General features: G+C 64.7%; 22 protein-coding genes. 11 read left to right on the top strand and 11 right to left on the bottom strand.

The window, feature by feature from the left end; genetic code table 11:
- Positions 1–78 precede the first annotated feature (78 nt).
- The 3 genes from ppsR to msrB are packed head-to-tail and all read left to right on the top strand — an operon-like array spanning position 79 to position 2,600.
- Positions 79–912 (top strand): posphoenolpyruvate synthetase regulatory kinase/phosphorylase PpsR, encoded by an 834-nt coding sequence (gene ppsR, locus EBN1_RS16435; RefSeq protein ID WP_011239098.1) that lies wholly within the window; start codon positions 79–81, stop codon positions 910–912.
- 38 nt (positions 913–950) lie between these two features.
- Positions 951–2,120: a DUF2863 family protein gene (locus tag EBN1_RS16430; RefSeq protein WP_011239097.1), complete on the top strand. Its 1,170-nt coding sequence runs from the start codon at positions 951–953 to the stop codon at positions 2,118–2,120.
- A 39-nt stretch (positions 2,121–2,159) separates the two neighbouring features.
- Entirely contained in the window at positions 2,160–2,600 is a 441-nt protein-coding gene (gene msrB / locus EBN1_RS16425) for a peptide-methionine (R)-S-oxide reductase MsrB (RefSeq protein ID WP_011239096.1), read from the top strand.
- 21 nt (positions 2,601–2,621) lie between these two features.
- Here the strand turns inward: msrB and EBN1_RS16420 are convergent, their stop codons facing one another.
- The 3 genes from EBN1_RS16420 to EBN1_RS16410 form a co-directional block, all read right to left on the bottom strand.
- On the bottom strand, positions 2,622–3,311 hold the full coding sequence (locus EBN1_RS16420; RefSeq protein ID WP_011239095.1) for a DUF599 domain-containing protein: 690 nt from the start codon (positions 3,309–3,311) through the stop codon (positions 2,622–2,624).
- Positions 3,312–3,335: 24 nt separating this feature from the next.
- On the bottom strand, positions 3,336–4,250 hold the full coding sequence (locus EBN1_RS16415) for an alpha/beta fold hydrolase (RefSeq protein WP_041646521.1): 915 nt from the start codon (positions 4,248–4,250) through the stop codon (positions 3,336–3,338).
- 146 nt (positions 4,251–4,396) lie between these two features.
- Positions 4,397–6,745 (bottom strand): DNA internalization-related competence protein ComEC/Rec2, encoded by a 2,349-nt coding sequence (locus tag EBN1_RS16410; protein WP_011239093.1) that lies wholly within the window; start codon positions 6,743–6,745, stop codon positions 4,397–4,399.
- A gap of 103 nt (positions 6,746–6,848) precedes the next feature.
- Between EBN1_RS16410 and EBN1_RS16405 the strand changes: the two genes are divergently transcribed.
- Positions 6,849–7,394, top strand: coding sequence for a DUF2062 domain-containing protein (locus EBN1_RS16405; protein ID WP_011239092.1), 546 nt, complete (start codon positions 6,849–6,851; stop codon positions 7,392–7,394).
- Positions 7,395–7,406: 12 nt separating this feature from the next.
- Here the strand turns inward: EBN1_RS16405 and lolD are convergent, their stop codons facing one another.
- Both lolD and EBN1_RS16395 read right to left on the bottom strand, forming a co-directional pair.
- Positions 7,407–8,093, bottom strand: a complete 687-nt coding sequence (gene lolD / locus EBN1_RS16400; RefSeq protein WP_011239091.1) for a lipoprotein-releasing ABC transporter ATP-binding protein LolD — start codon at positions 8,091–8,093, stop codon at positions 7,407–7,409.
- A complete protein-coding gene (locus EBN1_RS16395) occupies positions 8,086–9,339 on the bottom strand; it encodes a lipoprotein-releasing ABC transporter permease subunit (protein WP_011239090.1) in 1,254 nt (417 codons plus the stop codon). The genes lolD and EBN1_RS16395 overlap by 8 nt, the downstream gene beginning before the upstream one ends.
- 259 nt (positions 9,340–9,598) lie before the next feature.
- Between EBN1_RS16395 and EBN1_RS16390 the strand changes: the two genes are divergently transcribed.
- The 7 genes from EBN1_RS16390 (at position 9,599) to EBN1_RS16360 (ending at position 17,327) form a co-directional block, all read left to right on the top strand.
- Positions 9,599–10,687: a hypothetical protein gene (locus EBN1_RS16390; protein ID WP_011239089.1), complete on the top strand. Its 1,089-nt coding sequence runs from the start codon at positions 9,599–9,601 to the stop codon at positions 10,685–10,687.
- On the top strand, positions 10,684–12,375 hold the full coding sequence (recJ, locus tag EBN1_RS16385; protein WP_011239088.1) for a single-stranded-DNA-specific exonuclease RecJ: 1,692 nt from the start codon (positions 10,684–10,686) through the stop codon (positions 12,373–12,375). The genes EBN1_RS16390 and recJ overlap by 4 nt, the downstream gene beginning before the upstream one ends.
- 419 nt (positions 12,376–12,794) lie before the next feature.
- On the top strand, positions 12,795–13,472 hold the full coding sequence (locus EBN1_RS16380; RefSeq protein ID WP_011239086.1) for an OmpW/AlkL family protein: 678 nt from the start codon (positions 12,795–12,797) through the stop codon (positions 13,470–13,472).
- 306 nt (positions 13,473–13,778) lie between these two features.
- Positions 13,779–14,883, top strand: a protein-coding gene (prfB, locus tag EBN1_RS16375; protein WP_011239085.1) for a peptide chain release factor 2 whose coding sequence is annotated in 2 segments (ribosomal slippage) — positions 13,779–13,859 and positions 13,861–14,883 — 1,104 coding nt in all. Because the reading frame shifts where the segments join, the coding sequence is not laid out codon by codon here.
- A 250-nt stretch (positions 14,884–15,133) separates the two neighbouring features.
- Positions 15,134–15,751: a LemA family protein gene (locus tag EBN1_RS16370; protein WP_011239084.1), complete on the top strand. Its 618-nt coding sequence runs from the start codon at positions 15,134–15,136 to the stop codon at positions 15,749–15,751.
- A gap of 42 nt (positions 15,752–15,793) precedes the next feature.
- The gene (locus EBN1_RS16365) at positions 15,794–16,753 is read left to right on the top strand and encodes a TPM domain-containing protein (protein WP_011239083.1); all 960 of its coding nucleotides are present in this window, start codon (positions 15,794–15,796) and stop codon (positions 16,751–16,753) included.
- 28 nt (positions 16,754–16,781) lie between these two features.
- Positions 16,782–17,327 (top strand): TPM domain-containing protein, encoded by a 546-nt coding sequence (locus EBN1_RS16360; RefSeq protein WP_011239082.1) that lies wholly within the window; start codon positions 16,782–16,784, stop codon positions 17,325–17,327.
- Positions 17,328–17,384: 57 nt separating this feature from the next.
- Here the strand turns inward: EBN1_RS16360 and EBN1_RS16355 are convergent, their stop codons facing one another.
- From EBN1_RS16355 to ebdA, 6 genes are all read right to left on the bottom strand, one after another.
- Positions 17,385–18,284, bottom strand: coding sequence for an LOG family protein (locus EBN1_RS16355; RefSeq protein ID WP_011239081.1), 900 nt, complete (start codon positions 18,282–18,284; stop codon positions 17,385–17,387).
- A gap of 449 nt (positions 18,285–18,733) precedes the next feature.
- Positions 18,734–19,921, bottom strand: a complete 1,188-nt coding sequence (locus EBN1_RS16350) for a lipid-transfer protein (protein ID WP_011239079.1) — start codon at positions 19,919–19,921, stop codon at positions 18,734–18,736.
- A 57-nt stretch (positions 19,922–19,978) separates the two neighbouring features.
- Positions 19,979–20,638, bottom strand: a complete 660-nt coding sequence (locus EBN1_RS16345) for a molecular chaperone TorD family protein (RefSeq protein ID WP_011239078.1) — start codon at positions 20,636–20,638, stop codon at positions 19,979–19,981.
- A gap of 9 nt (positions 20,639–20,647) precedes the next feature.
- Positions 20,648–21,292, bottom strand: coding sequence for an ethylbenzene dehydrogenase subunit gamma (gene ebdC / locus EBN1_RS16340; protein ID WP_011239077.1), 645 nt, complete (start codon positions 21,290–21,292; stop codon positions 20,648–20,650).
- Positions 21,293–21,309: 17 nt separating this feature from the next.
- On the bottom strand, positions 21,310–22,368 hold the full coding sequence (gene ebdB / locus EBN1_RS16335; protein WP_011239076.1) for an ethylbenzene dehydrogenase subunit beta: 1,059 nt from the start codon (positions 22,366–22,368) through the stop codon (positions 21,310–21,312).
- A 30-nt stretch (positions 22,369–22,398) separates the two neighbouring features.
- Positions 22,399–25,335 (bottom strand): ethylbenzene dehydrogenase subunit alpha, encoded by a 2,937-nt coding sequence (gene ebdA, locus EBN1_RS16330; RefSeq protein ID WP_011239075.1) that lies wholly within the window; start codon positions 25,333–25,335, stop codon positions 22,399–22,401.
- Positions 25,336–25,365 lie beyond the last annotated feature (30 nt).

Raw genomic sequence — 25,365 nt, 5'->3', positions numbered from 1 at the left:
GCAAAATCCGATTTTAGCGAAAAATGCTGCTCTGCCGCACGGCAGGTTTTCCCCAATGCCACTTTTCCGGCGCAAAACATGAGCGACACTCCCATCCGCACCGTCTTTTTCATCTCCGACGGCACTGGCATCACTGCCGAAACGCTCGGCCACAGCCTCCTCGCCCAGTTTCCCGGCGCCCGCTTCCGGCAAGTCCGCGTGCCGTTCGTCGATGATCTCGACAAGGCGCTCGACTGCGCGCGCCAGATCCGCGAAACCGCGGTGACGGACGGCGTGCGCCCGATCGTCTTCAGCACGCTGGTCAACCCCGACCCGCTGAGCGGGCTGCGCGAAATCGATGCGCTGTTCGTCGATCTGTTCGAGCAGTTCATCAATCCGCTCGAAGCCGAACTCGGGCAGCGTTCGACGCACACCGTCGGCCGCTTTCACGGCATCGCAGAGAGCAGCGACTACAAGGCGCGCATCGAGGCGATCAACTTCGCGATGGCGCACGACGACGGCGTGTCGACGGACGGCGAACTGGCCGACGCCGACGTGATCCTCGTCGGCGTTTCTCGCTCGGGCAAGACGCCGACGAGCCTGTATCTGGCGGTTCAGTTCGGCGTCAAGGCCGCGAACTATCCGCTGATTCCGGAAGACTTCGAACGCAACAAACTCCCCGGAGAGCTGCATCGCCATCGCAGCAAGCTCTTCGGCCTGACGATCGCGCCGGAGCGCCTGTCGCAGATCCGCCAGGAGCGGCGCCCGAACAGCCGCTACGCGTCGATCGAAAACTGCCGCTTCGAGATCGACGCGGCACAAAAGCTGATGCGCCGCGAAAACATCCAGTGGCTCGATTCCACCAGCAAGTCCATCGAAGAGATATCAGCTACCATTCTGCAGGCCGTGCGGCTGAACCGCCCGGTGTACTGACTCCGATAACGGCGATCGACACCCAAACAGGAATTTTCATGAAACGAACACGTCAAAAGCGCCGCGGTGGTTTGGGCCGCGAAGCCGAACAGCTGATCTGGCTCGCAACGGGCCTGGCCGAATCCGGCAGCCGTGCCGAAGACCATTACTGGGACCGCCACTTGTGCGCGGCCATCGACCGCCTGCTCGCCGACAGCGAAGAGGAGACCCTGAACGCCGCGCTCGACCACCTGTACAGCGCCGACTCGCCCGGCTACGACGAACTGGCCGACTTCATCGAATCGCGCGCCGAAAGCGCACCAGGCGTCTCGGCCGAGCACGACGTCCTGCTGATCGCCGCGCCGGTGCTTGCGTGGTCGCGCTACCGCATCCCGGCGACGACCGTTTCGCCCGCGGTGCTCGCGAACCTGCGGGTGCATCTGCAGGCCCACGTCCTCGCCGATCGCGTCAAGCTCGCGCTGGCCGATTTTCTCTTCAGCCCCGACCAGTTACCGCAGGGCTACAGCCCCACTGCCGAATTCGCCGCGAAGCTGGGGCAGGCGGCGCTTTCCGGCCGCGACCTGCATATCGAGACCGAAGGGATGCCCGAGACGGCGCAGTTCCTGTCGGACACCCGCTATCTGCTTGCCGCGATCGCGGTGCCGAAAGGCGAAGCGCTGTTCGGCTGGCAACAGGCGGGCGGATCGCGCGACCAGTCCCTCAGCCAGTGGCGCAAGCAGGGAGGCGCGTGCCTGATGCCCCTGCTGCCGGGTTGCGCGATGGAAGTCGTGTTGCCCGACGCCTATTTCGCCGCCAGCCGGCAGGCCGACAAGGACAGCCGGCCGTACGCGATCCGCGCCTCGGTGGCTTTCCTCGGCGCCGAGATGGAAGCGCCGGCCGGCAACCTGCGCGCAGTGATCGCGCCGTTCCACGAGCGCGAGCTCGAGGAATACCGCGTCGGCCTGACGTTGCGCGGCAAGGACGAGGTGGTGCACGGCGTCGTCTGGCCGCTGCTCGGGGCCGAGGACGACAACGCCGACAGTCCGGCACAGATCGAAGCGGTGCTGCGCGACTGCGGCGTCACCGAAATCGTGAACCTCGACCACCGTTTCCCGCTCGAATACTGCGATGACTGCGGCGCGCCGCTCTACCCTTCCCCTGAAGGGGAGATCGTGCACGCCGAAATGCCCGAAGAACACGGCGAGGCCGCACCCCGCCACCTGCACTGAAGCAGCGCCGGCAGTCGGGCCCGACATGAGGAGTCGTACATGAGCCGCAAAGTCGACAAGCCCGAAGCCGAATGGCGCGCGCAGCTCACTCCCGCGCAATTCCAGGTCACGCGGGAAAAAGGCACCGAGCGCGCCTTCACCGGGGAATACTGGGATTGCTGGGACAAAGGCGAGTACCACTGCATAGGCTGCGGCGCGCCGCTGTTCAGTTCGGAACACAAGTTCGACGCCGGCTGCGGCTGGCCGAGTTTCTGGACCGCTGCGGCGCCCGAAAACGTCGAGACCGCAGAGGACCGCAGCCACTTCATGCAGCGCACCGAAGTGCTGTGCCACGAATGCGGCGCCCACCTCGGGCACGTGTTCGAGGACGGCCCGCAGCCGACGGGCTTGCGCTACTGCATCAATTCGGCATCGATCCGGCTCGAACCGGAAGCGTCCGCGAATGACGGCCAGCCGCGAGGACCGCAATCGACCGGCTAGCAGCTGTCGCCGTGCAGCCGCTCATTGGCCGGCGCGAGCCTGCACCAGCGACGCGAGAAGCGGCGACGAGAAGTCGCGACGATAGAGCACGATGACGACGATCGTCGTGACCGCAATGAACAGCCACGGCTGGATGAACCAGGTGACTGCGGCGATGCCGAAATAATAGGCGCGGATGCCGCGGTTGAACTCGTCGCCGGCCAGCCAGTTCACAGTCGCGAGCCGGTTCACCGTCGCCTCGGCATTTTCGCCGCGGCCAATGTACGGGCTCGCGCCGATCAGGATCGACAGCAGGTTGAACTGGCGCAGCGACCACGTGAACTTGAAATACGCGACGACGAACACCGTCAATAGCAGCAGCAGCTTCACTTCCGATACTGCGCGCGAGGTTTCCCGTGCGAACGGCAGGTCGGCGGCAAAGCGGATCACCTGGTCGAGTGCGCCGAGCACTGCGAGCAGGCCGGCGATGATGTAGATCGTCGTGCTCGCATAGAACGACACGCTCTGCATCAGGTTACCGACCAGCGCCGCGTCGGTCATGCGCATCTCGCGCTGCACGAGCTGGCGCGCCCACTCCAGCCGGTAACGGTGGGTGACTCCCATCAGGCCGTCTCGGGCCCAGCGGCTGCGTTCCGAAAACCAGCCATAGCCCACCCACGCGACGAGGAACCAGCACAGTCCCGCCCAATCGGGTGCCGAGATTGCCGTCATGAATTCCTTCATTGCGTCCGTTGCTCAGGAGGCGCGCAGGAAGTCGCTCACGATGCGAATTTGCGACGCGTCCATCAACACCGGCGCGTGACCGACGCCCGGGAACTCCGCGCTCTGCGCGCGCGGCCCGGACTGCGCCATCCGCGCAACGGTCTCCGCTTCCAGCAGATCCGATTCCGCGCCGCGAATCACCAGTGTCGGGCAGCGGATCGCCTTGTACACATCCCACAGATCGACATCGACGGTGATCGGCGTATGGCGGAAGACATCCCCGATCCCGGGGTCATAAACCATGGCGAAACCGCCTTCGACCGGCCTGACCGAATATTCCGTGAGGTGTCGCCACTGCGCGTCGGTCAGCGGGCCGAACGGTGCACTGATCTCGCGTATCCAGGCTTCGGCGGCAGCCATGCTGGGGAATTTGGGGGCATTGCCGACGTATTCGCCGATCCGTTGCAGTGACACCGCGGTGATCACCGGGCCGACGTCGTTGAGCACCAGGCGCGAGATCGGCGTGTGTGGCTGGCTGGCGATCAGCATGCCGATGATGCCGCCCATCGACGTGCCGACCCAGTGCACGGTATCGGCATCGACCCGCGCGAGCAGCGTGATCATGTCGGCGACGTAAAGAGGAAAGCCATAATCGGTCTTGACGCCGAGCCAGTCGCTGCGCCCGCGGCCGACGACGTCCGGGCAGACGACGCGGTAGTCGTCGGCGACCGCCTGCGCGAGGAAGTCGAAGTCCCGGCCGTTGCGCGTCAAGCCGTGCGCGCAGACAAGCACCTTGCGGTTCGCCGGGTCGCCCCATTCGGTATAGGCCATGCGATGCAGGCCGTGGGGGCCGATGCACTGCACGGACTTCTCGCGCAGTCCGCGATACGGGCGGGTCGGCAGCGGCGCGGGTCGAAACAGGCGGCGCAGGGTGTCGAGCAGGCTCATCGATTCAGGCCGTTGGATTAGGAAGCCGGAGTTTAGCAGCCCGGATGCGTATGCCGGTGACCACGAACCACGCTGCGAACTCGCTCAGCCACCGCCAGGCCTGCGCGGAAGCTGCTCACTTCACGTGAAGCGTGGAGTCACGAAGCTTACCGCCCGTGCCAGTAGCGTGATGCGATCAGGCGTTGCGCCTCGACGCTCACGCCGCCGTCGCGCACGTCGACGCGGATCGCGCCCTGGCTGTCGGTGCGCCAGTTGCGCGCCCCGGAAGCCGACCATCTGGCCCACACCGCAGGATGCGGATGGCGGAACGGATTGAGATAACCGACCGTGAAGATCGCGGCTTGTGCATCGACGGCCGCGATGAACGCCGCACTCGATGACGAACGGCTGCCATGGTGTGGCACGACGACGACATCGCTTGCCAAGGCGTGGGCCGACCGCGCCAGCAGGCTGCGCTCGGCGGAGGTCTCGATGTCGCCCGCGAGCAGCGCCGATCCGCCGGGCGCGGCGATCCGGAGCACGCACGACTTGTCGTTGTCGCGCCGCGCATCCTCGCCTGCGACCGGATGCAGCACTTCGAAATCGACACCATCCCAGCGCCAGCGCTCACCGGCGACACAGGAAACAGGCGCAACGCGGCCGGCGTGGAGCCGATGCCCGGGAGGCAGGTCCGCCCGGATGTCCACGATTTTCACGCCCTCCCCGAGCGACGCGGCGCCACCCGTGTGGTCGAGGTCGTCGTGCGAAATGACGAGGCGATCGAGCCGCCGCACCCCGACCGCTCCCAGATAGGGCAACAGCACCCGCTCCCCCGCGTCCACGTCCGGCCCGTAGGCCGGCCCGGTGTCGTACATCAGGTCGTGACGGGCTGTCTGCAGGTGCACCGCCATGCCATTGCCGACGTCTAGCACTGTCAGGCGAAACTCGCCCGGCGCCGGGCGCGGTGGCGACCATGCGAGCATCGGCAGCATCGCCAGCACCCCGACATGGCGCGCAGGAGTGCCTCGCGGCAGCAGCAGCCACAGCACGCCGGCGATCCCCGCAAGGGCGATCAGCGGCGGCGGCCCGGCCTGCTGCCACATCGCGAATGGCATGTCCGCGAGCCATTGGAGGGCGACCATCATCAGCCCGGTCAGCCAGTGCGCCAGTTCCAGCAGCGGCGGGAACGGCAGCACGATCGCTGCCAGCGCGAGCGGGGTGATCAGGAAACTCACCAGCGGAATCGCGAACGCATTGGCAAACGGCGACAGCAGCGAGAACGCATTGAACAGCACGAGCAGCGCCGGAACGGTCGCCAGCGTGATTGCGAGCTGCGTCGTCACCGCGACACGCCAGCCCGGCATGCTGCCGGCGCGCCCGCCGACGACGTACATGATCGCCGCGACTGCGCCGAACGACAGCCAGAATCCCGCCGACAGCACCGCCCACGGGTCGACCACCAGCACCGTGAACAACGCGAGGGCGATGACGCGGCTGCCTGCCGACTCGCGCCCGAGCAACAGCGCCAGCGCCAGCACCGAGAGCATGATCAGCGAGCGCTGCGTCGGAATGCCGAGGCCCGCGAGCAGCGAATAGGCAGCCGCCGCGGCGAGCCCGGCGAGCGCCGCCGCCTTCCTTGCCGGGAACCGCAGCGTCAGCGCCGGGATGCGCCGCCACCCCCATCCGGCAATGCCGCCGATCGCCAGCGCGACCATCGACACGTGCAATCCGGAGATGCTGACGAGGTGGGCCACGGCCGTCTTGCGGAATACCGTCCACTGTTCCTGCGGGATCGCGTTCTGGTCGCCGACGGCCAGCGCGACGAGAACGCCGGCGTATTCGGCAGCGGGGAGCGTCGCGATAAAACGGGCGCGCACCGAATCGCGCAGGCGGTGGACAAGGACCATTGGATCGGCCACCAGCGGGTCGAGCAGGATGTTTTCCCCTTTCGCCCGTACATGACCCGTTGCCCGCAGGCCGCGCTCCAGCAACCATGCTTCGTAATCGAAGCCGCCGGGATTGGCAAGGCCGTGCGGGCGCTTCAGACGCAGCGTCAGCTTCCAGCGCTCGCCCGGTCGCAGCGGCGGGACCTGTCCCTCGTCGCCCGCATCCTCGTCGCCGCCGGCCCGGGCGCGTGGCGCGTACCACGACACCAGCATCCGCTGCGGCACCGGGGCGGACGCCGATTCGACACGCAGCACGAAGCGCACGCCACGATCCAGGGTTCGCGGCAGCTCGTCGATGACGCCGGTCACGACCACCTCGCGTCCTTCCCAAGCCATCGGCAGCTCGTCGGCGAGACGCCATTGTGCCCGCCCCGCCGACCAGACGAAGCCTGCGGCGAGCGCCAGCAGGCACAGGCCGGCGAGCCGCGTGCGAGCTTCGGCGCGCCACGATGCCGCCGCGACAGCCCCGCTCGCAGCGAGAAGCGCGAGCAGCCAGCCGGTGCCGGGCAGTTCCGGAAGACCCTGGCAGAGCCAGACACCCAGGGCGAAGGCGATTATTGACGTTCGCATATTTCGGCATCATGCCTGTGCGCCGGAAGCGCTGACAAGCTCGCTGCGGCGTTTGGGACTTGCCGGGCGAACCATTAGAATCCCCGCTCCGAACCGGATGACCATGCGCAAGATCCTCAAGCGTTTTCTGCCGAAGCACGAAACGATTCGCTCCAACCGTTGGCTGCGGCCGTTCGCGAGCACGCTGCTGCACCCGCGCCTGTGGCACCTGAATCGACATTCGGCAGCCGGCGGCTTCGCGGTCGGATTGTTCTGCGGCCTCATTCCCGGACCGCTGCAGGCGGGCGCGGCGGCGATCTGCTGCGTGGCATTCCGCGTCAACCTGCCGCTGGCGATAATCACGACGCTGTATTCGAACCCGGTGACGATCGTCCCGCTGTATTTTCTCGCCTACGAGATCGGCAGCTGGGCCATGGGCATCAACGGGCAGGAGTTCGCGCCGCCTCCTGAACTGGGCGAGATGACGCTGATCGCGTGGGGTGGCGCGCTCGTGGACTGGATGGCGGGCCTGGGCAAGCCTCTGGGGCTGGGCCTGATCCTGCTCGCGGCGACGCTGTCGCTGCTCGGCTACCTCACCGTCAAGGCAGCGTGGCGAATCTGGCTGATCCGCACCTGGCACGCTCGCCGCACCCATCGCAACGGCGGCTGAACATCCTGCGAGTCACGCCAGCCGGCCGTCGTCAAGCCGCAGCGTGCGCTGCGCCCGCCCGGCGAGTTGTTCGTCGTGGGTGACGATGATGAAGCTCGTCGCGAGCCGCTCGTTGAGGCTCAGCATCAGGTCGAACACGCTCTGGGCGGTGCGCCGGTCGAGGTTGCCGGTCGGCTCGTCCGCGAGCACGCATGCCGGCTGAGTCACCAGCGCCCGCGCGATCGCCGCGCGCTGGCGCTCGCCTCCGGACAACTCGCCGGGTGCATGGTCGAGCCGGTGCCCGAGGCCGACTTCCTTGAGCATCGCCACCGCCCGTTCGTTCGCCGCCTCGCGCTCCATGCGCCGGATGTAGAGCGGCATCGCGACGTTCTCGAGCGCCGAGAATTCCGGCAGCAGGTGGTGAAACTGATACACGAACCCAAGCGCCTCGTTGCGCACCCGACCGCGCTCGGCATCCGACATGCGCGAAAAATCGCGTCCGTGCAGGCGCACCGCGCCGGCGCTCGGCACGTCCAGCCCGCCGAGCAGATGCAGCAAGGTGCTCTTGCCCGAGCCCGACGCACCGACGATCGCGATGCGTTCGCCGCGTGCGACTGCGAGCGTCACGCCGTCGAGCACCTGCAGCGCGTCAGCCCCTTCGCGGAAAGTCTTCGACAGGCCTTCGCAGGCCAGCACCGGCTCGTTCGTCGCTTCACTCATAGCGCAGGGCCTCGGCCGGGTTCACGCGTGACGCGCGCCAGCTCGGATACAGCGTCGCCACCAGGGTCAGCACGAAGGACAGCGACACGATCGTGATCACGTCGGCCGGCAGCACTTTCGACGGCAGCTCGCTGATGTAGTAGATCTCCTTGTTCCACAACGTCGCGCCCGTGATCTGTTCAAGGGCGGGAATCACGACGTCGAGGTTGTGCGCCAGCAACAAGCCGCCGGCGACCCCCGCGGCGAGGCCGACGAGGCCGATGATCGCGCCCTGCAGCACGAAAATCGCCATGATCGACGCGGGACTCGCGCCCAGCGTGCGCAGGATCGCGATGTCGGCATACTTCTCCTGCACCGCCATCACCAGCGTCGACACGATGTTGAACGCCGCGACGGCGACGATCAGGAACAGGATGATCGTCATCATCGTTTTCTCCAGCGCCACCGCGCGGAAGAAATTCGCGTGGCTGCGCGTCCAGTCGCTGACCGCCACAGCGCCTTCGATCAGGCCCGGCAGCTCGCGCGCGACGCGCGGCGCGGCGAACAGGTCGTCGAGCTTCAGCCGCACCCCGCTGACGCGCTCGTCCATGCGGTACAGCGCCTGGGCGTCGCGCAGGTGGATCAGCGCGAGGCCGGAGTCGTACTCGAACATCCCCGCTTCGAAGATCCCGACGACCTCGAACTGCTTGACCCGCGGCAGCACTGCCGCCGGCGTCACCAGTCCTTGCGGGGCGATCAGCGTCACCTTGTCGCCGACCTGCGCCTGCAGCGCGAACGCGAGGTCGCGCCCGAGCACGATGCCGAAGCGTCCGGGCTGCAGCGCGTCGAAGCTGCCCGAGCGCATGAAGCGCACGAAATCGGCGACGCCGTCCTCGGCCCCTGGCAGCACGCCGCGCACCAGCGTGCCGCGCACCGCCTGGTCGAACGACAGCATGCCCTGTTCCTGGATGTACGGCGCCGTGGCGACCACATCCGGATGGCGCGCAGCCTGGTCGGCAACCTGTTGCCACGCATCGAGCTCGCCGTCGAAACCGGAGACCTGCACGTGCGAAGCGACGCCGAGGATGCGCGTGCGCAACTCTTCCTGGAAGCCGTTCATCACCGACAACACGACGATCAGCGCGGCGATGCCCAGCGCAGTGCCGAGCATCGACACCAGCGAGATGAAGGAGATGAAGCGGTTGCGCCCCTGCGCCCGCTTGCGCGACCGGGTGTAACGCAAACCGACCAGGATTTCGTAACGCATCGGGTGGGGGGCAGCGGCGAAAAGGCGCCATTCTGCCGCAAGGACAGGCGCAGCGCGATGAACAGCCGGCAGGATCGCGAAAAATCGCGACGAACCGGCTCGTTTTCACGCGTCCTGCCCTTGCCGACGCGAGCACGAACGCTGCGGCCTGGCCCGCACCGGGAGCGGCGTCGACTCCCGCGCTGGCCCGATCGTCTGGTGCCGCCGGACCAGTCAGGCGCTGTGCTAGACTCGATCCGCTTCTTGTTGTGGTCGCTACATGCAGATTCACCTCGTCATTCCCGGCCTGATCTGGCCCGGCGCTTCGCTCGTCGCCCCCGCAGCGGGCATCGAACTTCCCGCACTCGCACGCCTCCTCGGCCGCGGACGGCGCGAACACCGGGACTTCGAGCCGCTCGACCTCCAGCTTGCGCGCCTGTTCGGTCTGGGCACCGGCTCGTCCGACGGCCCGCTGCCGCTGGCCGCGCTGCGCCGCCTCGGCGAATCGGCCCCACTCGCGCCCGATCCGGGCGGCGCCTGGCTGTGCGCCGACCCCGTGAACCTGTCCTTCGCGCGCGAACACCTGCTGCTCAACGACTTCCCGGCCGATGAACTCGGCGACGACGACGTCTGCGCGCTGATCGCCGCCCTCAACGATAATTTCGGCGATCTCGGCCGCTTCGAAGCGTGCACGCCAACGCGCTGGTACCTCCGCTTGGCCGCGCCGACTCGCGCCAGGCTTTTTCCGCTGCATGACGTCATCGGACGGCCGATCCGCCAGTTCCTGCCCGAAGGCGACGACGCCCGCCTGTGGCAGCGCACGATGAACGAAGTGCAGGTGCTGCTGCACAACCATCCGCTCAACCAGGCACGCGAAGCCGCCGGACGGCGTCCTGCGAACAGCCTGTGGTTCTGGGGTGCTGGAGCGCTGGCACCGGCCCCGGCTGGGACGCTGCCCGCAGTGCAGGCAGCCGAACCGCTCGCCCGCGGCATGGTGCGCGCCACCGGAGCCGAAGTCTCGGCGCCGGATCTCGCGACGGCGTTGCGCGAAGACACGATTGTCGTCCTCGACACGCTCGTCCACGCGGCACGACAGCTCGATCTCGACGCCTGGCGCAGCAACCTCGCCACGCTCGAACGCGACTGGCTCGCACCGCTCGCCGGGGCGCTCGGCGATGGCCGCGTGCAGAAACTGACTCTCACCGCCCCCGGCGACCGCGGCACGTTCGAACTCGTGGTGCGCGCCGACGAGCGCTGGAAATTCTGGCGCAAACCGCTCGCTTTCGACGCCCTTCTCGAATCGCTCACCCCGCCGGCTCCGTCTCTCCCCGCCAAACCCGTCGCCGACCCTGCCCCCGCCCGCCGATGACACGCATCCAGTCCCGCACCGTTCCGCCCCGCGTCGTCCAGCGCCTGATCGACGGCGGCACCCATCCGCTGCTCGCGCGCATTTATGCGGCGCGCGGCATCTCGCGGCGCGAGGAGCTCGACTACGGCCTCAAGGGGCTGCTGCCGCCGGGGGCGCTGCGCGGCACCGATGAAGCCGCGCAACTGCTCGCCGACGCGATCGAGGCCGGCGCGCGGATGGTGATCGTCGCCGACTACGACTGCGACGGCGCCACTGCCTGCGCCGTCGGAGTTCGGGCCTTGCGCGCTTTCGGCGCCGACGTCGGCTATCTCGTGCCGAACCGCTTCGAATACGGCTACGGCCTCACGCCGGCGATCGTCGAACTGGCTGCGCGGATGGAGCCCGACCTGCTGATCACCGTCGACAACGGCATCGCCAGTGTCGAAGGGATCGCCGCGGCGCGCAGCTACGGCATGGCGACGCTCATCACCGACCATCACCTGCCCGGCGACGCGCTCCCCGATGCGGACGTCATCGTCAATCCGAATCAGCCGGGCTGCGACTTCCCGAGCAAGGCGCTCGCCGGCGTCGGCGTGATGTTCTACACGATGCTCGCGCTGCGCGCCGAACTGCGCAGCCGCGGCGCGTTCTCCGGGCGGCAGGAACCGAACCTCGGCGAGCTGCTCGACCTCGTCGCGCTCGGCACTGTTGCCGACGTCGTGAAGCTCGACCACAACAACCGCATCCTCGTCGCCCAGGGGCTCGCCCGCATGCGAGCCGGGCGCATGCAGCCCGGCGTCCGCGCGCTGTTCGCCGCGGCCGGACGCGAGTTCGAACGCGCGAACACTTTCGACCTCGGTTTCGCGCTCGGCCCGCGGCTGAACGCCGCCGGTCGGCTCTCGGACATGAGCCTGGGCATTGAATGCCTGATCAGCGACGACATGGGCCGCGCGCTGAACATCGCCCAGGATCTCGACAAGTTGAACCGCGAGCGGCGCAGCATCGAACAGGGCATGCAGGAAGACGCGCTGATGCGCCTCGCTGGCTTCGACCCGGGACAAACGGCGTCCGTGAGCCTGTTCGAGCCGGACTGGCACCAGGGCGTCATCGGCATCGTCGCCGGACGCATCAAGGAGAAACTGCACCGGCCTGTCGTCGCATTCGCGCGCGGCGCGGACGGCGAACTGAAGGGATCGGGGCGCTCGATTGCCAACGTGCACCTGCGCGACGCGCTCGATCTCGTCGCCAAGCGGCATCCCGACCTGATCCTGCGCTTCGGCGGCCACGCGATGGCGGCGGGCCTGACGATCCGCGAAACGGATTACCGGCGCTTCGGGGGGGCGTTCGAGGAGATCGTCCAATCACTCGTCGGCACCGCCGACCTGACGCGCACGCTGGAAACCGACGGCGTGCTCGAAAGCGGTTACATGACGCTCGATTCAGCGCGACTGATCGAACAGGACATCTGGGGACAGGGCTTCGCGGCGCCGGTGTTCGAGGACCATTTCCGCGTCGACAACCAGCGTCTGCTCAAGGACAAGCACCTGAAGCTGCAGTTATCGAAGAACGGCGTGCGCTTCGACGCGATCCGCTTCAACTTCGCCGAGAGCGCGGGAGCGAGCATCCATGCTGCCTACCGGCTCGCGCCGAACGAATACAACGGCGTCACCAACCTGCAGTTGATGCTCGAACACTTCGACACTGTATAGCCCGTCCCGCTGCCGAGCGCAGCGTCCGCTGCGAAAATCCCGCATGGCAGTGGCTCCGGACGGTCGCAGCGCGTGCTGCATCGCTCCAATAAAATCTCCAGGCGACACCACGGATGCTGCAATGCAGCATGCCTGGGATTCCTCCGCTGGACGGTATTGCTCGGCATCCACGTCGTGACGTGAACCGAGTCAAAGGTGGGAAAGCAAGCTCCGTTTCCCCAGCGCGGCTCTTTTCGAGCCCTCAGGTACCTTGAGCTCGCTAACCCCTTGGCGGACGGAGTTCTCTCCGGCAGGAACGGTGGTCGCGATCAATTTTATCTATCTACCCAAAAGAAATATTTTTGTGCAGCGCATATAACCATTATTAAGAAATGGTTACAATCCACGGCAGTAAAGATTTCATACAAAAGGAGCAAGCCGTGAAACGTTCCGTTCTCTTTTCCTCGATGCTGGCCCTGACTCTGGCAAGCCCGCTCGCCCAGGCATACAAACAAGGCGACATCGTCGTGCGGGCCGGGGCCATCATGGTCGATCCGACAGTCGACGATTCGAGTGTCTCCACCACGGCGACGGGCAAAATCCCGGGAGCCAAAGTCACAGTCGACAACAACACGCAACTCGGTGTGACGCTGTCGTACATGATCCGCGATCATGTCGGCATCGAACTCCTCGCCGCGACCCCCTTCAAGCACGTAGTCGGCCTGAAAGGAATCGGAGGTGGTCTCGACGGCAGGCTCTCGACGATCGAGCAACTCCCGCCGACGCTCTCGCTGCAATATTTCCCGATGGACTCCTCGTCGAAGTGGCAGCCTTACGTCGGCGCCGGCATCAACTACACGACGTTCTTCAATGAAGAGCTGACCAGCGCACGCAAGGCACAAGGATTCTCCCACCTCGACCGCGAAAGCTCGTGGGGCCTCGCACTCCAGGCGGGTCTCGACTACATGCTGACCGACAAGGTTATTCTCAACGCTGCCGTGTGGCGCATCGGCATCGACGGCGAGGCGACTGCGCGTCATCCGGCGCTCGGCAAGGTCAAGGTCGACATCGATATCGACCCGTGGGTGTACATGGTCGGCGTCGGCTACCGCTTCTGATCGCCGGTATCGCAGTTCACTCGTGAAACCACGGCGGCCGCCCAGCGGTCGCCGTTTTCATTTGTGCAGCGCGAAATCCGGGATCCGGTCAGACCGCGAACACCATCAGCCCTTCCGTTCTCTTTCCCTCATCGGGTGGGCCGGTCGTAGCCGTGATCGGCCGTGGTTTTCCCATCAGCCGCAACTGTAGCCGACGCGCGGCTCGAAGCGCCGCGGCGATCCCTGCCCGGATGTCCGAGATTCTGTCCCGCGTAACAGCACCGCCCGGGTATACTCTCCGGCTTTCCCGATTTTCCGGAGTGCCGTATGGAAGCCGAACGCCTCAACGCCATCGCCCAGCAACTCGACGACCTGCGTGCCCGCGGTCGCGAACTCCGGAGGTATCTTTGACTACGACGAGAAATCGTCGAAACTCGAAGAAGTAACCCGCGCTCTCGAAGACCCGGCCGTCTGGAACAACGCCGAGAAGGCGCAGGAACTCGGCAAGGAGAAGCGCCAACTCGAAGACGTGGTGCACAACCTGCGCGATATCGAAAGCCTGTCTTCCGACCTGAAGGACCTCTTCGATCTCGCCGAAGCCGAAGACGACGAAGACACACTCGCCGCGGTCGAAGCCGACATCGGGGAGCTTCAGGCGAAAGTGCATGCGCTCGAATTCCGCCGGATGTTCTCCAATCCGATGGACCCGAACCCCTGCTTCATCGAAATCCAGGCCGGGGCCGGCGGCACCGAGGCGCAGGACTGGGCCGGCATGCTCGAACGCATGTACCTGCGCTACTGCGAGCGCAAGGGCTTCAACGTCGAGTTGATGGAAGAATCCGAAGGCGAAGTCGCCGGCATCAAGGGCGCGACGATCAAGGTCAGCGGCGACTACGCGTACGGCTTCCTGCGCACCGAAACCGGCATCCACCGTCTCGTGCGCAAGAGCCCGTTCGACTCGAACGCGCGGCGCCACACCAGCTTCTCGTCGGTGTTCGTGTATCCGGAAGTCGATGATTCGATCCAGATCGACATCAACCCGGCCGACCTGCGCATCGACACCTATCGCGCTTCCGGCGCGGGCGGCCAGCACATCAACAAGACCGACTCCGCGGTGCGCATCACGCACGAGCCGACCGGCGTCGTCGTGCAGTGCCAGAACGACCGCTCGCAGCACAAGAACAAGGCCGAGGCGATGTCGATGCTGAAAGCGCGGCTGTACGAACTGGAACTGCGCAAGCGCCAGAGCGAGCAGCAAAAGCTCGAAGACTCGAAGAGCGACATCGGCTGGGGCCACCAGATCCGCTCCTACGTGCTCGACCAGTCGCGCATCAAGGATCTGCGCACGAACTTTGAGGTCGGCAACACCCAGGCCGTGCTCGACGGCGACCTCGACGACTTCATCGCGGCGAGCCTGAAACAGGGCGTCTGAGACCTTTCGACCTCTCCGGGCGCTGCTGCCGCAATCGCGGCGTCGGCGCGCCCGCCTCGCGGATCGACAGGGGCAGCCCGCCGCGCTTGTGTCGCCCCGAGCCGCACAGGGCTGAAGGCAGCGCAAATATTCCGGACACCTATGCTGCGAGCGGCTTTATGATGGCGCATGGCCGAGCGACGGGAAGGTTTGCAACCCGACCCGACCGGGGCGCTGCCCGCGCGCAAAAATCGATGGAGGGACGCACCGCATGTTCGAGAGACTTTTCCGACGCTTCTCCGTGGTCGTCGCCGCGTGCGCGCTGCTCGGCCTTGGCGGCTGCGGCTACAACGATTTCCAGCGCCTCGACGAGCAAAGCAAGGCAGCCTGGGCGGAGGTGCTGAACCAGTACCAGCGCCGCGCCGATCTCATCCCGAATCTCGTGAACACTGTCAAGGGCGAGGCGAATTTCGAACAGGAAACGCTCACCCGTGTAATCGAAGCGCGCTCGCGCGCGACGGCGATCCAGGTCACGCCCGAGATGCTCGATGATCCCCAGGCGATGGAACGCTTCCAGCAGGCGCAGAGCCAGCTCGGCGGCGCCCTGTCGCGACTGCTGGCAGTTGCCGAAAACTATCCGAACCTGCGGGCGAACCAGGCTTTCCAGGACTTGCGAGTGCAGCTGGAAGGGACCGAGAACCGCATCACCGTCGCGCGTAACAGCTACATCAAGACGGTGCAGGAATATAACGTGCTCGCGCGCAGCTTTCCGACGAACCTGACCGCGATGATCTTCAGCTACGAGCCGAAAGCCGGTTTCACCGTCGCGAACGAACAGGAGATCTCGCGTCCGCCGAGCGTCGATTTCGGCACTTCGGGGGCGCGCTGAGTCACGGCTCGCCCGGCGCGATCATCGCTCCGACCTGATCTGATGAACTGCCACCCCTGTCCCGCCCTTTTCGCCGGTCTGCAGGCCGTCTGGACCGCTGCCCGCCGCTGGCTGACGAGCGCTTCGATCGCATTCGTTGCACTCGTCGCGCTCGCACTGCTGGGCCCGACCGCATCGCTCGCCCAGGATCTCCAGCCGGTTCCCGCCCTCACTGCGCGCGTCATCGACCAGACCGGCACGCTCGACTCCGGCGAACGTCAGGCGCTCGAAGCAAAGCTGGCAGCCTTCGAAGCGGAACGCGGAGCCCAGATCGTCGTGCTGATCGTGGCCACGACCGCTCCCGAGGACATCGCCGCCTACGCCTACCGTGTCGCGGCCGAGTGGAAGATCGGCCGGCGCGACATCGGCGACGGCATCCTGATGGTCGTCGCGAAAGACGACCGACGGGTGCGCATCGAAGTCGCTCGCGCACTCGAAGGGGCGGTACCGGATCTCGCCGCGTTCCACATCATCGACCGGGCCATCACGCCAGCTTTCCGCCGGGGTGAGTTCGCCGTCGGCATCGACGCCGGCCTCGACGCGCTGATGGCGCGCATTCGCGGTGAAAACCTGCCCTTGCCGGAGCCCGACGTCCGCGGGCGCGGCGATCCGCCGTCGCTCGAAGACCTCGGGGCGTTCCTGTTCGTCGGCGTTCCGATCGTCGGGGCGGTGCTCGTCGGTATGTTGGGACGCAAGCTCGGGGCGCTCGCCACCGGGGGCGTCGCCGGCCTGCTCGCGCAGCTGCTGCTCGGCAGCCTGCTGCTGGCGATCATCGCCGGCGTCGTCGCGTTCATCTTCGTGCTCGTGCTGGGCATCGGCGGAGGAGGCCGCGGTGGCCGCGGCGGCGGAGGCGGCGGCTTTGGCGGCCCGATCATCTGGGGCGGGGGCGGCCGAGGCGGGGGCGGATTCAGTTCCGGAGGCGGCGGCAGTTTCGGCGGCGGCGGCGCTTCGGGACGATGGTAGCGCTACCCGACCGGACCGGGAGTCATCGATGAACATCGTGATGCGCGTGATCCGCCACCTGTGGCTCGATGCCGACGACGTGCGCCATGCGGTCGGGGACGACACGCTGCAACGCCTCGAAGCGCGCGTGCACGACAGCGAACGGCGTCACACCGGCGAGATCTGCGTGTGCATCGAAGCGAGCCTGCCGATGAGTTACCTGTGGCGCCATTTACGCCGCCGCGTGCCGATCGAGCAGGTGGTGCGCGAGCGCGCGCTGACGGAATTCGGCAAGCTGCGCGTGTGGGACACCGAACTGAACAACGGCGTGCTGATCTACCTGCAGCTCGCCGAGCACCGCATCGACATCGTCACCGACCGCGGCCTCGCGCGGCACATCGATGACGCCTACTGGAGAGAGACGCTGGCCAGCATGAGCGCGGAGTTTCGTGCCGGGCGCTACGAAGAGGGCCTCGCCCGAGCGATCGACGCCGTAACGGCGGCGCTGGAGCGGCATTTTCCCGCCAGTCACGCCCCTGGCGAAACCCCGCCGCAGCGGGAGGATCAGCTCCCCAACCGTCCGGTGCTTCGCTGATCGTCCTGGCGGCATAGACGACCCGCTGATCCAGCCTGCGCCGGGTACCCGGGAGGTTCAACTCCCCCTCAGCTGCCGGGCGACCAATGCAGGATTGTCTTCGTTGTAAGCGGCCTTGATCGCGTCCCAGGCTTCGTCGGCAGTCTCCACGTAGCGGAAAAGCTCGACGTCCTCCGGACTGATCACGCCGTGCTCGATCATCACGTCGAAGTCGATCAGGCGCTCCCAGAAATCGCGGCCGATCAGGATGATCGGCCGGCGACGGATCTTGCGCGTCTGCGTCAGGGTCAGCACTTCGAACAATTCGTCGAGAGTGCCGAAACCGCCGGGAAAGCTCACGACCGCGACCGCGCGCATCAGGAAATGCATCTTGCGGATCGCGAAGTAGTGGAACTGGAAACACAGCTCCGGCGTGATCCAGGGGTTCGGTGCTTCCTCGAACGGCAGGAAAATGCTCATGCCCATGCTGCGCCCGCCGGCGTCGTGGGCGCCGCGATTGCCCGCCTCCATGACGCCGGGGCCACCCCCGGTAGCGATGATGACCGGCTCGCCGAGCACGTCGGGTTCCTGCGTGACCAGCTCGGCAAAACGGCGCGCTTCGGCATAGTAACGGGCGTTCTTCACCATCTGCTCGGCGCGCCGGATCGCGACCGGATCGTCGCCGGCGCGCGCCTCGTCGAGCATCGCCGCTGCCACTTCGGGCGACTTGAAGCGCGCGCTGCCGAACACCACGACAGTGGATTCGACGCCCTGCTCCTGCTGGATCAGCTCCGCTTTCAGCAGTTCGAGCTGCAGGCGCACCGGGCGCAGTTCCTCGCGCAGCAGGAATTCGCTGTCCGCGAACGCCATGCGAAAGGAGCTGCCGGGCGCGTCGTACGGCGAATGAGGCTGGGCGGCCTCGACTTCGTCCTGGGCGGACGGGAAATTGCGGGCGTGGATGTGGTGCAGTTTCTTCATGCTCGATCATGCTCCGGAAATGTGAGTCGGCTCCCATGATCGCATCTTCGGCAGCTGATTTCGGTGTCACGAGAATACCGGACGGCCCCCGGGGTTCGACAGTTCAGCCCCGAAAATGACGGTTTTGGCGGATTCGCCCCAGCATTGATGCGGGTTGCTGCTCGATTTTTCAGAAAGCTCGACCGGCGGTGCGACCCGGATTCCAAACTCGGGGTGCAAGCAGGGTGGGGGTAACTGAGGTTTTTAGGTTCAATTGTTCGAGCCGCCATTCGCCACGCAACAGCTCAAAAAAGTGGGGCGCTTTACGCGCCCCGAAATTTCGGAGGAGACCGAAACAGATTGATCAAGAAGACCTCAACAAGAAAAGATCGACATCGCCCGACCGTACATCCCCCGCTGCCGTGCCGCCCCCGCATCGGCACGTCAAGGCGGGCAAATCCGCCAGACGGTCAGCTGCGGCCGTAAAGCGTTACGACACAGGCGCCACCCAGACCCAGGTTATGTTGAAGCGCCAGGCGTGCGCCTTTCACCTGGCGTCGCCCGGCCTCACCCCGCAAGTGGGTGACCAGTTCCGTACACTGAGCCAGCCCCGTCGCCCCCAGCGGATGGCCTTTCGACATGAGCCCGCCCGAGGGGTTGACGACATACTTTCCGCCATAGGTGTTGTCGCCGAGGTTGATCATTTCTTCCGCGCCGCCTTCGCCGCACAGGCCGAGCCCTTCATAGGTGATAACTTCGTTGGAGGTAAAGCAATCGTGCAGTTCGACGACGTCTACATCTTCCGGGCCAATGCCGGCCTGTTCGTAAACCTGCGCGGAAGCGTTGCGCGTCATGTCGGCACCCGCCAGATCGATGGGATTGCGGTTGCGCGCGTCGCGGTCGGTCGTCATCGCCTGCGCCAGGATGGAGACGGAGCGCGACAGCAGACCGTGCCGACGTGCAAACTCCGCGCTGCACACGATGGCCGCTGCCGCGCCGCAGGACGGGGGGCAAGCTTCCAGCCGGGTCAGATAGGGCGGAAAAATCATCGGCGACTGTAAAACTTCTTCCACGCTGATCGGCTTGTCGAAGATGGCAAGCGGGTTCATCAGCGCGTGATTCCGGGTCTTTACCGCCACCCTGGCGAAAATATCCGGGTTGGCGCCGGTCTTGTCGATGTAGGCCAGTGCCGCCGAGCCGAAAAGGCGCAAGGCGTTGGGCGCGGACATGACGCCCGGAACCTGCTCTTCAAGAATCCGCTCCAGCTCCAGCAGGGGCGAAGTCCGGTCGTCCCAAGCCGACCCCAGCGCGCCGGGCCGCATTTCCTCGAAGCCGAAGGCCAGGGCGCAATCCACCTGCCCGGACAGCACCGCCTGACGGGCCAGCAGCAAGGCGGATGAGCCGGACGAGCAATTGTTGTTGACGTTGACCACCGGAATACCGCTCATCCCGACCCGGTATAAGGCAACCTGGCCACAGGCGCTATCGCCAAACACGTAACTGGCAAAGGCCTGCTGGACCGCGCCGTAATCGATATCGGCATCGGCAAGCGCCGCATGGATGGCCTTGGACGCCATGATTTCATAGGGTTCATGCGCGCCTGGCTTCGCGAACTTGATCATCCCGACGCCGATTACTTTAACCGCAGACACTTCCATATCCCTCCTCATCGAACCTTCAAACCGGCTCCGGCGTACGACCGGGTACCGCCCCGCCTACTGAATCGACCGGCGCAGCTGGATGAACTCCCGATCGCCGACAATGAACTGCGCCAGTACTTGACTGAACGCGCCATAGGGCGAGGACGCATCGCCGTCGCTGAGTCTCTGGCTGAATCCAGGAACCCATTTGGCCAGATGACGGTCGAGAAAATCGCCCTCGGCTGCCACATAGTCTTCCGTCAGCGCGTCGGGCACCGTCCCTTCCAGAAAAGTCAGGTAGTGCAGGAATTCCAGCTCGATCCCGATATGGTCCGGCCATTCCTTGCAGTCCTTGAGGTCGTAGCGCAGGCCAAAGTGCTCGTAATAGCGGATAAGTTCTTCCCATAATTTCTTTTGATCAACGGCCGAAAAATCTTTTTCGTGCAGCGACAGCGCCGGGCGGCCAGAGCAATTATCGAAAAGCCGGGTGTACTCCGATTGAACATCCAGCGCAGTCTCCGCGCCCCATTCGGTCAAGGCATCCAAGGCGGGAAGCGGAAACGGCAGTCCCGTCGCCGCGGCGCGCAGCGCAGCCTGAGCCTCCTGCAACACAAAGGTCTTCTGCTCGTCGCTGGCGGGATAGGCAAACACCCCGCTCAGAATCCGGTAGATTTCAGAGCGTGCCTCGATCGCCTCCTTATCGTGGCACATGCCCAGTTCTAGTTTGCTGTTCATCTGTCATCCTCACTTTTGAATACTGAAATCCATGAAATCGCCGGAGAATGACTTGCGCCCCGATCGTTCTTTATTACCGCCATTCCAGAGCGCGAAAGCGATCTTCCCATTGCCGCCGATGGGCAACTGCACCAGCCCATCACGATTGGCCAGGGAGCGGCGGAAAATGACCTGCCACTCACCGTTCTGGTGTTGGGCGACAGTCTTGAGATCGCTGGTTGCCTTGCCTTCCAACCGCTGTACGGCAGTGAAGCTTTCGGCGACAACTTCCATGGCGCTTTTCTGGTTAGCTTTCCAGAACCAGGCATTGGTGGGCTTGCCCTTGGCGCCCATGGTCATGGCCGGCGCCCCCTCAACCAGAGGGAAAAGCACGGCGGCGCCATCGACGAAGCTGTCCAGATCGGGCATCTGGTCATGCTTTTCCGATGCCCACTTGAGACGCACCGCCAACGATTTGCCGTTATGCAAGGCAGCCACATCAAGACTTTTGTTGGCCCCATGATCTTCGCTCTTGGCCAGGAAGGGCGACCAGTCCTGCACCAGGACAAGCGGAACGGGCGCCATGGGCAACCGCATCGCTTGCGCATCGTTCCACACGGAAGCCGCCAGATCGAGCAGCGTATCGTCACCTGCATCAATTCGCTTAACCTTCATTTGCGTCTCCGATGTCATCAGGACTGAATCACGGGATCGTTGGTGAACCCGCCGAATCGGTCGGTCCACTTCTTGCTGATCAGGATGTCCATCAATCCTGAGCCTCTACCCGTTCGCGACTTCTCCCGCTCCGCATGCAACACCGCGAGGACACGCTTTACCTCGGTGCCGAACAAGCCCTCCAGCGTTTCGAGCGGAATCCGGGTGGCGTCGGTGATCTCGCCATCCGCACCGAACGCGCGCACACCCATGGGCGGGATATAGAAGACATTGGGACCGGTTCCATATTCGCCATGGAGCGGTAACGCCACCTTCCATTCGCGCACCAATTTGTAAACCTGGCTGTTCTTGTCGTCCAGGTAGCCAAAGGCCCGCACCCGACCTGGGCATTGCCGATTACAAGCATTGGCGATTCCCTTTTCGAGGCGCGGAAAACACAGAATGCATTTCTCGCTGGTCTCGGAAACCGGATTGAAGTAAATCGCCTTGTACGGACAGGCCTCGACGCAATGCCGGTGGCCCTTACAACGCTCCTGGTCAACCAGCACGATGCCGTCCTGTTCGCGCTTGTAAATGGCCCCGGTCGGACACGCCGCGAGACAGGCCGGATTCGTGCAGTGGTTGCACATACGGGCCAGGTAGAAGAAGAACGGATTCGGCCATTGCCCGCCGCCCTGATCCTCGTCCCAGTTGTATCCCCATTCCGGATCCTTGCCGGTCGCCTTGCTGACCGGGTGCAGTTTGACCGACTGCCCCTTGCCTTCGTAGAACACCTCGTTATGGTTGAACTGGAAGTTGTCGCCCGAGTCCACCATCGTGGGAATCGTTCCGGCTTGCGGCTCGCCTTTCCGATAGCCGCCACCTTTCTTTTCATAGTCACGCGGGTAGCCTTTGCCAGGGTAGGTCGTCACGTTCGCCCACCGCATGTGCTCGGTCCCCGGTCGCTTGGTCCATAGGTTCTTGCAAGCGACGGTACATGTCTGACAACCCAGACATTTGTTCAGGTCAATGACCGTAGCAAGTTGCCGATTCGCCTTCTTCAGTTCTTTCTTGTTACCACCTGGCACGTACGCCATGTTTACCTCCAGTGACAGTTCCGGAAACCATTACGCTTTTTTGATGTTTACTCGAACCCCTCGGTCCGTCGCCGGCGCCGGGCTTCCATTCAGGTAGTAATAACGGAACTGTTCGTATCCGCCCGCCAGATGAAGCGCCTTGGGCATACCGATAAGCATGATGTCGTAAGGCTTCCACTGCTTGTACTGATAAGCCTCCCAGAAATAAACCACGCACTGCTTGGGCTGGATGTTCGGCGCCAGTCGCGCCATGATTTCGCAGTCGGCGAAATCGTTGAACATCTTCACCATCTCGCCATCCTTGATACCGAGCTCCGCCGCATCGTGGTCATTCATGTGCACCACCGGCTGGCCGCGATGAAGCCGTGACAAGTGCGCATTGGAAAGATGCGTGGAATGGATACTCACCCGCGGATGCCCACCCGTCACCTGGAACGGATGGTCACCGCCTATCAATGGGGGATCCTTGTGGGTCGGCAGTGCCTCGCCAGCCTCGAGGTACCAGTCATGGTCGAAGTAGAACTGCGCCCGCCGGGTGTGCGTCGGGTACACCTTCCGGTCATCGACGTGCCAGCGCAACGGGAAGAACGGCTTCGTCGGGTCGTATTCGTTGCCGCAGGCGTACTTGGCGACCGACTGCCCCAGGCTCGTGAACTTGACCTGGCCGTCGTGCTTCAACTGCTCGTAGGTGTAGCCCTTGGGGAAGACCTCCGCCGCTTCGTTGATCTGCACCATTTCCTTGACGCAGTCTTCGTTGGTTATCAGGTGACCGTCCATGACGAACTTGCTATACAGCTCGTCGTAGCGGCGCTTCTTACCGTAATGGTCGACGAATTCCGTGAGCCCCCTGGCCTTGGCGCGCTCGCCCACCTTCTTGAGGATGAGCGCCATGCCTTCCCACTCCTCCTTGCACTCGGCCGGGGGCGCGACCGCCCGGTCGACGAAGGTGAAGAACGGGTTGCCGCTGCAAGGGGTGGTGATTTCGTGCTTCTCGTAGTACCACGCGCAGGGCAGGACGATGTCCGCGTACATCGCCGACGAGGACATCCGCACTTCCATCGCGAAGATCATCTTCAGCTTCGGGAACAGCACTTCGGGGTACAACTTCGCGCCGCTGCGTTTGCGCCGGATCGGGTTGTGCGAAATCATCATGTAGACCTGCGGCGTCTTGTCCGGCGCCGGACGCAGGTGATCCTTCGTCCACCAGCCCTTGTCCACCGCTTCCTTCAGGTAGCCGCCGAAAGTCGTCTTGAGCGACGGATCGGCCCACGCCTTGTTGTTGTAGAGCTGGTCGTAGCCCGCGTGGTTGTACAGCCACATCGCCGGCGGTACGGCGCCCATCAAGGTGGTCACGGCCTTCGTGAATTCGATGTCGGCCATCTCGTCGGTGGAGGTCGGATCCCCCTTCTTGAGACGCTCGTGGAACGACTTCTGCATTTCGGCCATTTCGTTCATGCCGCCCTGCGCCGTCGGCTTGTTCATCACGGCGAGGAAGAACATGTTGTCCTCGGCGTAGGCCCAGGAGTAGAAGCCGGTCCCCGGCTTACCCCAGTTGCCGCTCAGCGCCATCGCCAAGTACATGCTGCGTTCGAACAGGTCACCGTGATAGCTCTTCGCGGCGGTGAAGCCGATGTAGCTCGACGTGCGCTTCTTCGCGACCTTGCGCCCCAGTTCGCGGATCAGCGAGGCCGGCGCACCGCTCTTCGCGCTGGCCTTCTCGGGGGTGAATTCCTTGTCGAGCTGATCCTTCATCAGCTGGAATACCGGCCGCACCTGGACCGTCCCGCCGTCCCTCAGCTTCGCGCTGAAGGTCCCTTCCAGCGCCACCGGACCATCCAGCCGCAGCGTGCCGCGCGGCGCCTCGCGCAGCGCCCCGCTCTTCTCGTCGATGACGTAGAACTGCTTCGCGTGGCCGCCGTCGACGTCGGCCGCACTAAGGAACTTCCCGTTATCCGTCCTGACGAGAAGCGGCAGGTCGGTCTGTTCGCTGGCGAATTGCCGGTCGATGAGCTTCTCGTCGATCATGACTTGACAAAGCCCCAGCCAGAACGCCGCATCGCGGCCTACCTTGACGGGAACATGAAGGTCCGCACCCGGGGTCGTGGGGTTGAAGTCGGGAGCGACGACCACGACCTCGGCTCCCTTGTAGCGCGCCTCGGTCATGAAGTGATAACTGGACGGATAGGTATACGACCAGTTGCTGCAAGTCATGAAGATGAGTTCGGAGTCGAGCAGGTTATCGGCGCTATACCCCATGTGCATCTTGCCGAAGGTGTGGAACGCTCCCGAGTAGGTATCGCCGATGTCCACGTTGTTGTCGGGAGAAACTCCGTCCAGCAGGTATGTCATGCGGTAGCCGCCGGAGTTGGCAACCGAACCGGCGTGCACGTGCGGAGAGTCCAGGATGAAACTATCCGTCCCCTCGGTCTCGATGCCGTCGATGATCGCATCGGCGATATCGGCCGTCGCCTCGTCCCAACTGACGCGCTTCCACTTGCCCTCGCCGCGCTTGCCCACGCGCTTGAGCGGATACTTGAGCCGCTCCTCGCCGTAGAGGTTGTTGTTGAACGCCGCGCCCTTTTGGCATCCCGACGGGTTGTAATCCACGTAATCGGGATTACACGCGGCCGTTTGCGCCGCCTGCTCTTCGCGCCACACGATGCCGTTTCTGACATAGACGTAGAATTTGCATGACCCCTGGGGCCAGCAAATATTCAAATGGGAACCCCATGTCACCTTGTCCCATTTCCACTCGTTGCGGTAGACGTCTTCCCAAGTCGCGTATGTCGGCCCCCGTTTTCCGGCCTGCGCCGCATTCACGAAACCCGGCACCAATCCGGCTGCGAACGAAGACAAGGAAAGCGAGAGTGCGCCTGCCCCGCTTCGCTTCAGAAAGCCACGCCGATTCTGGTCAAAGGCCGATGACACGCCTGTTCTGATTGCGTCTGTATTCTTGAGATCATCCATATGCACCGCCTTCCGATTCGTATATTAGGT

The organism is Aromatoleum aromaticum EbN1 (assembly GCF_000025965.1).
Lineage (GTDB): Bacteria > Pseudomonadota > Gammaproteobacteria > Burkholderiales > Rhodocyclaceae > Aromatoleum > Aromatoleum aromaticum.
The sequence above is the reverse complement of the archived record's forward strand: the minus strand, read 5'-3'. Positions and strand labels throughout refer to the sequence as shown.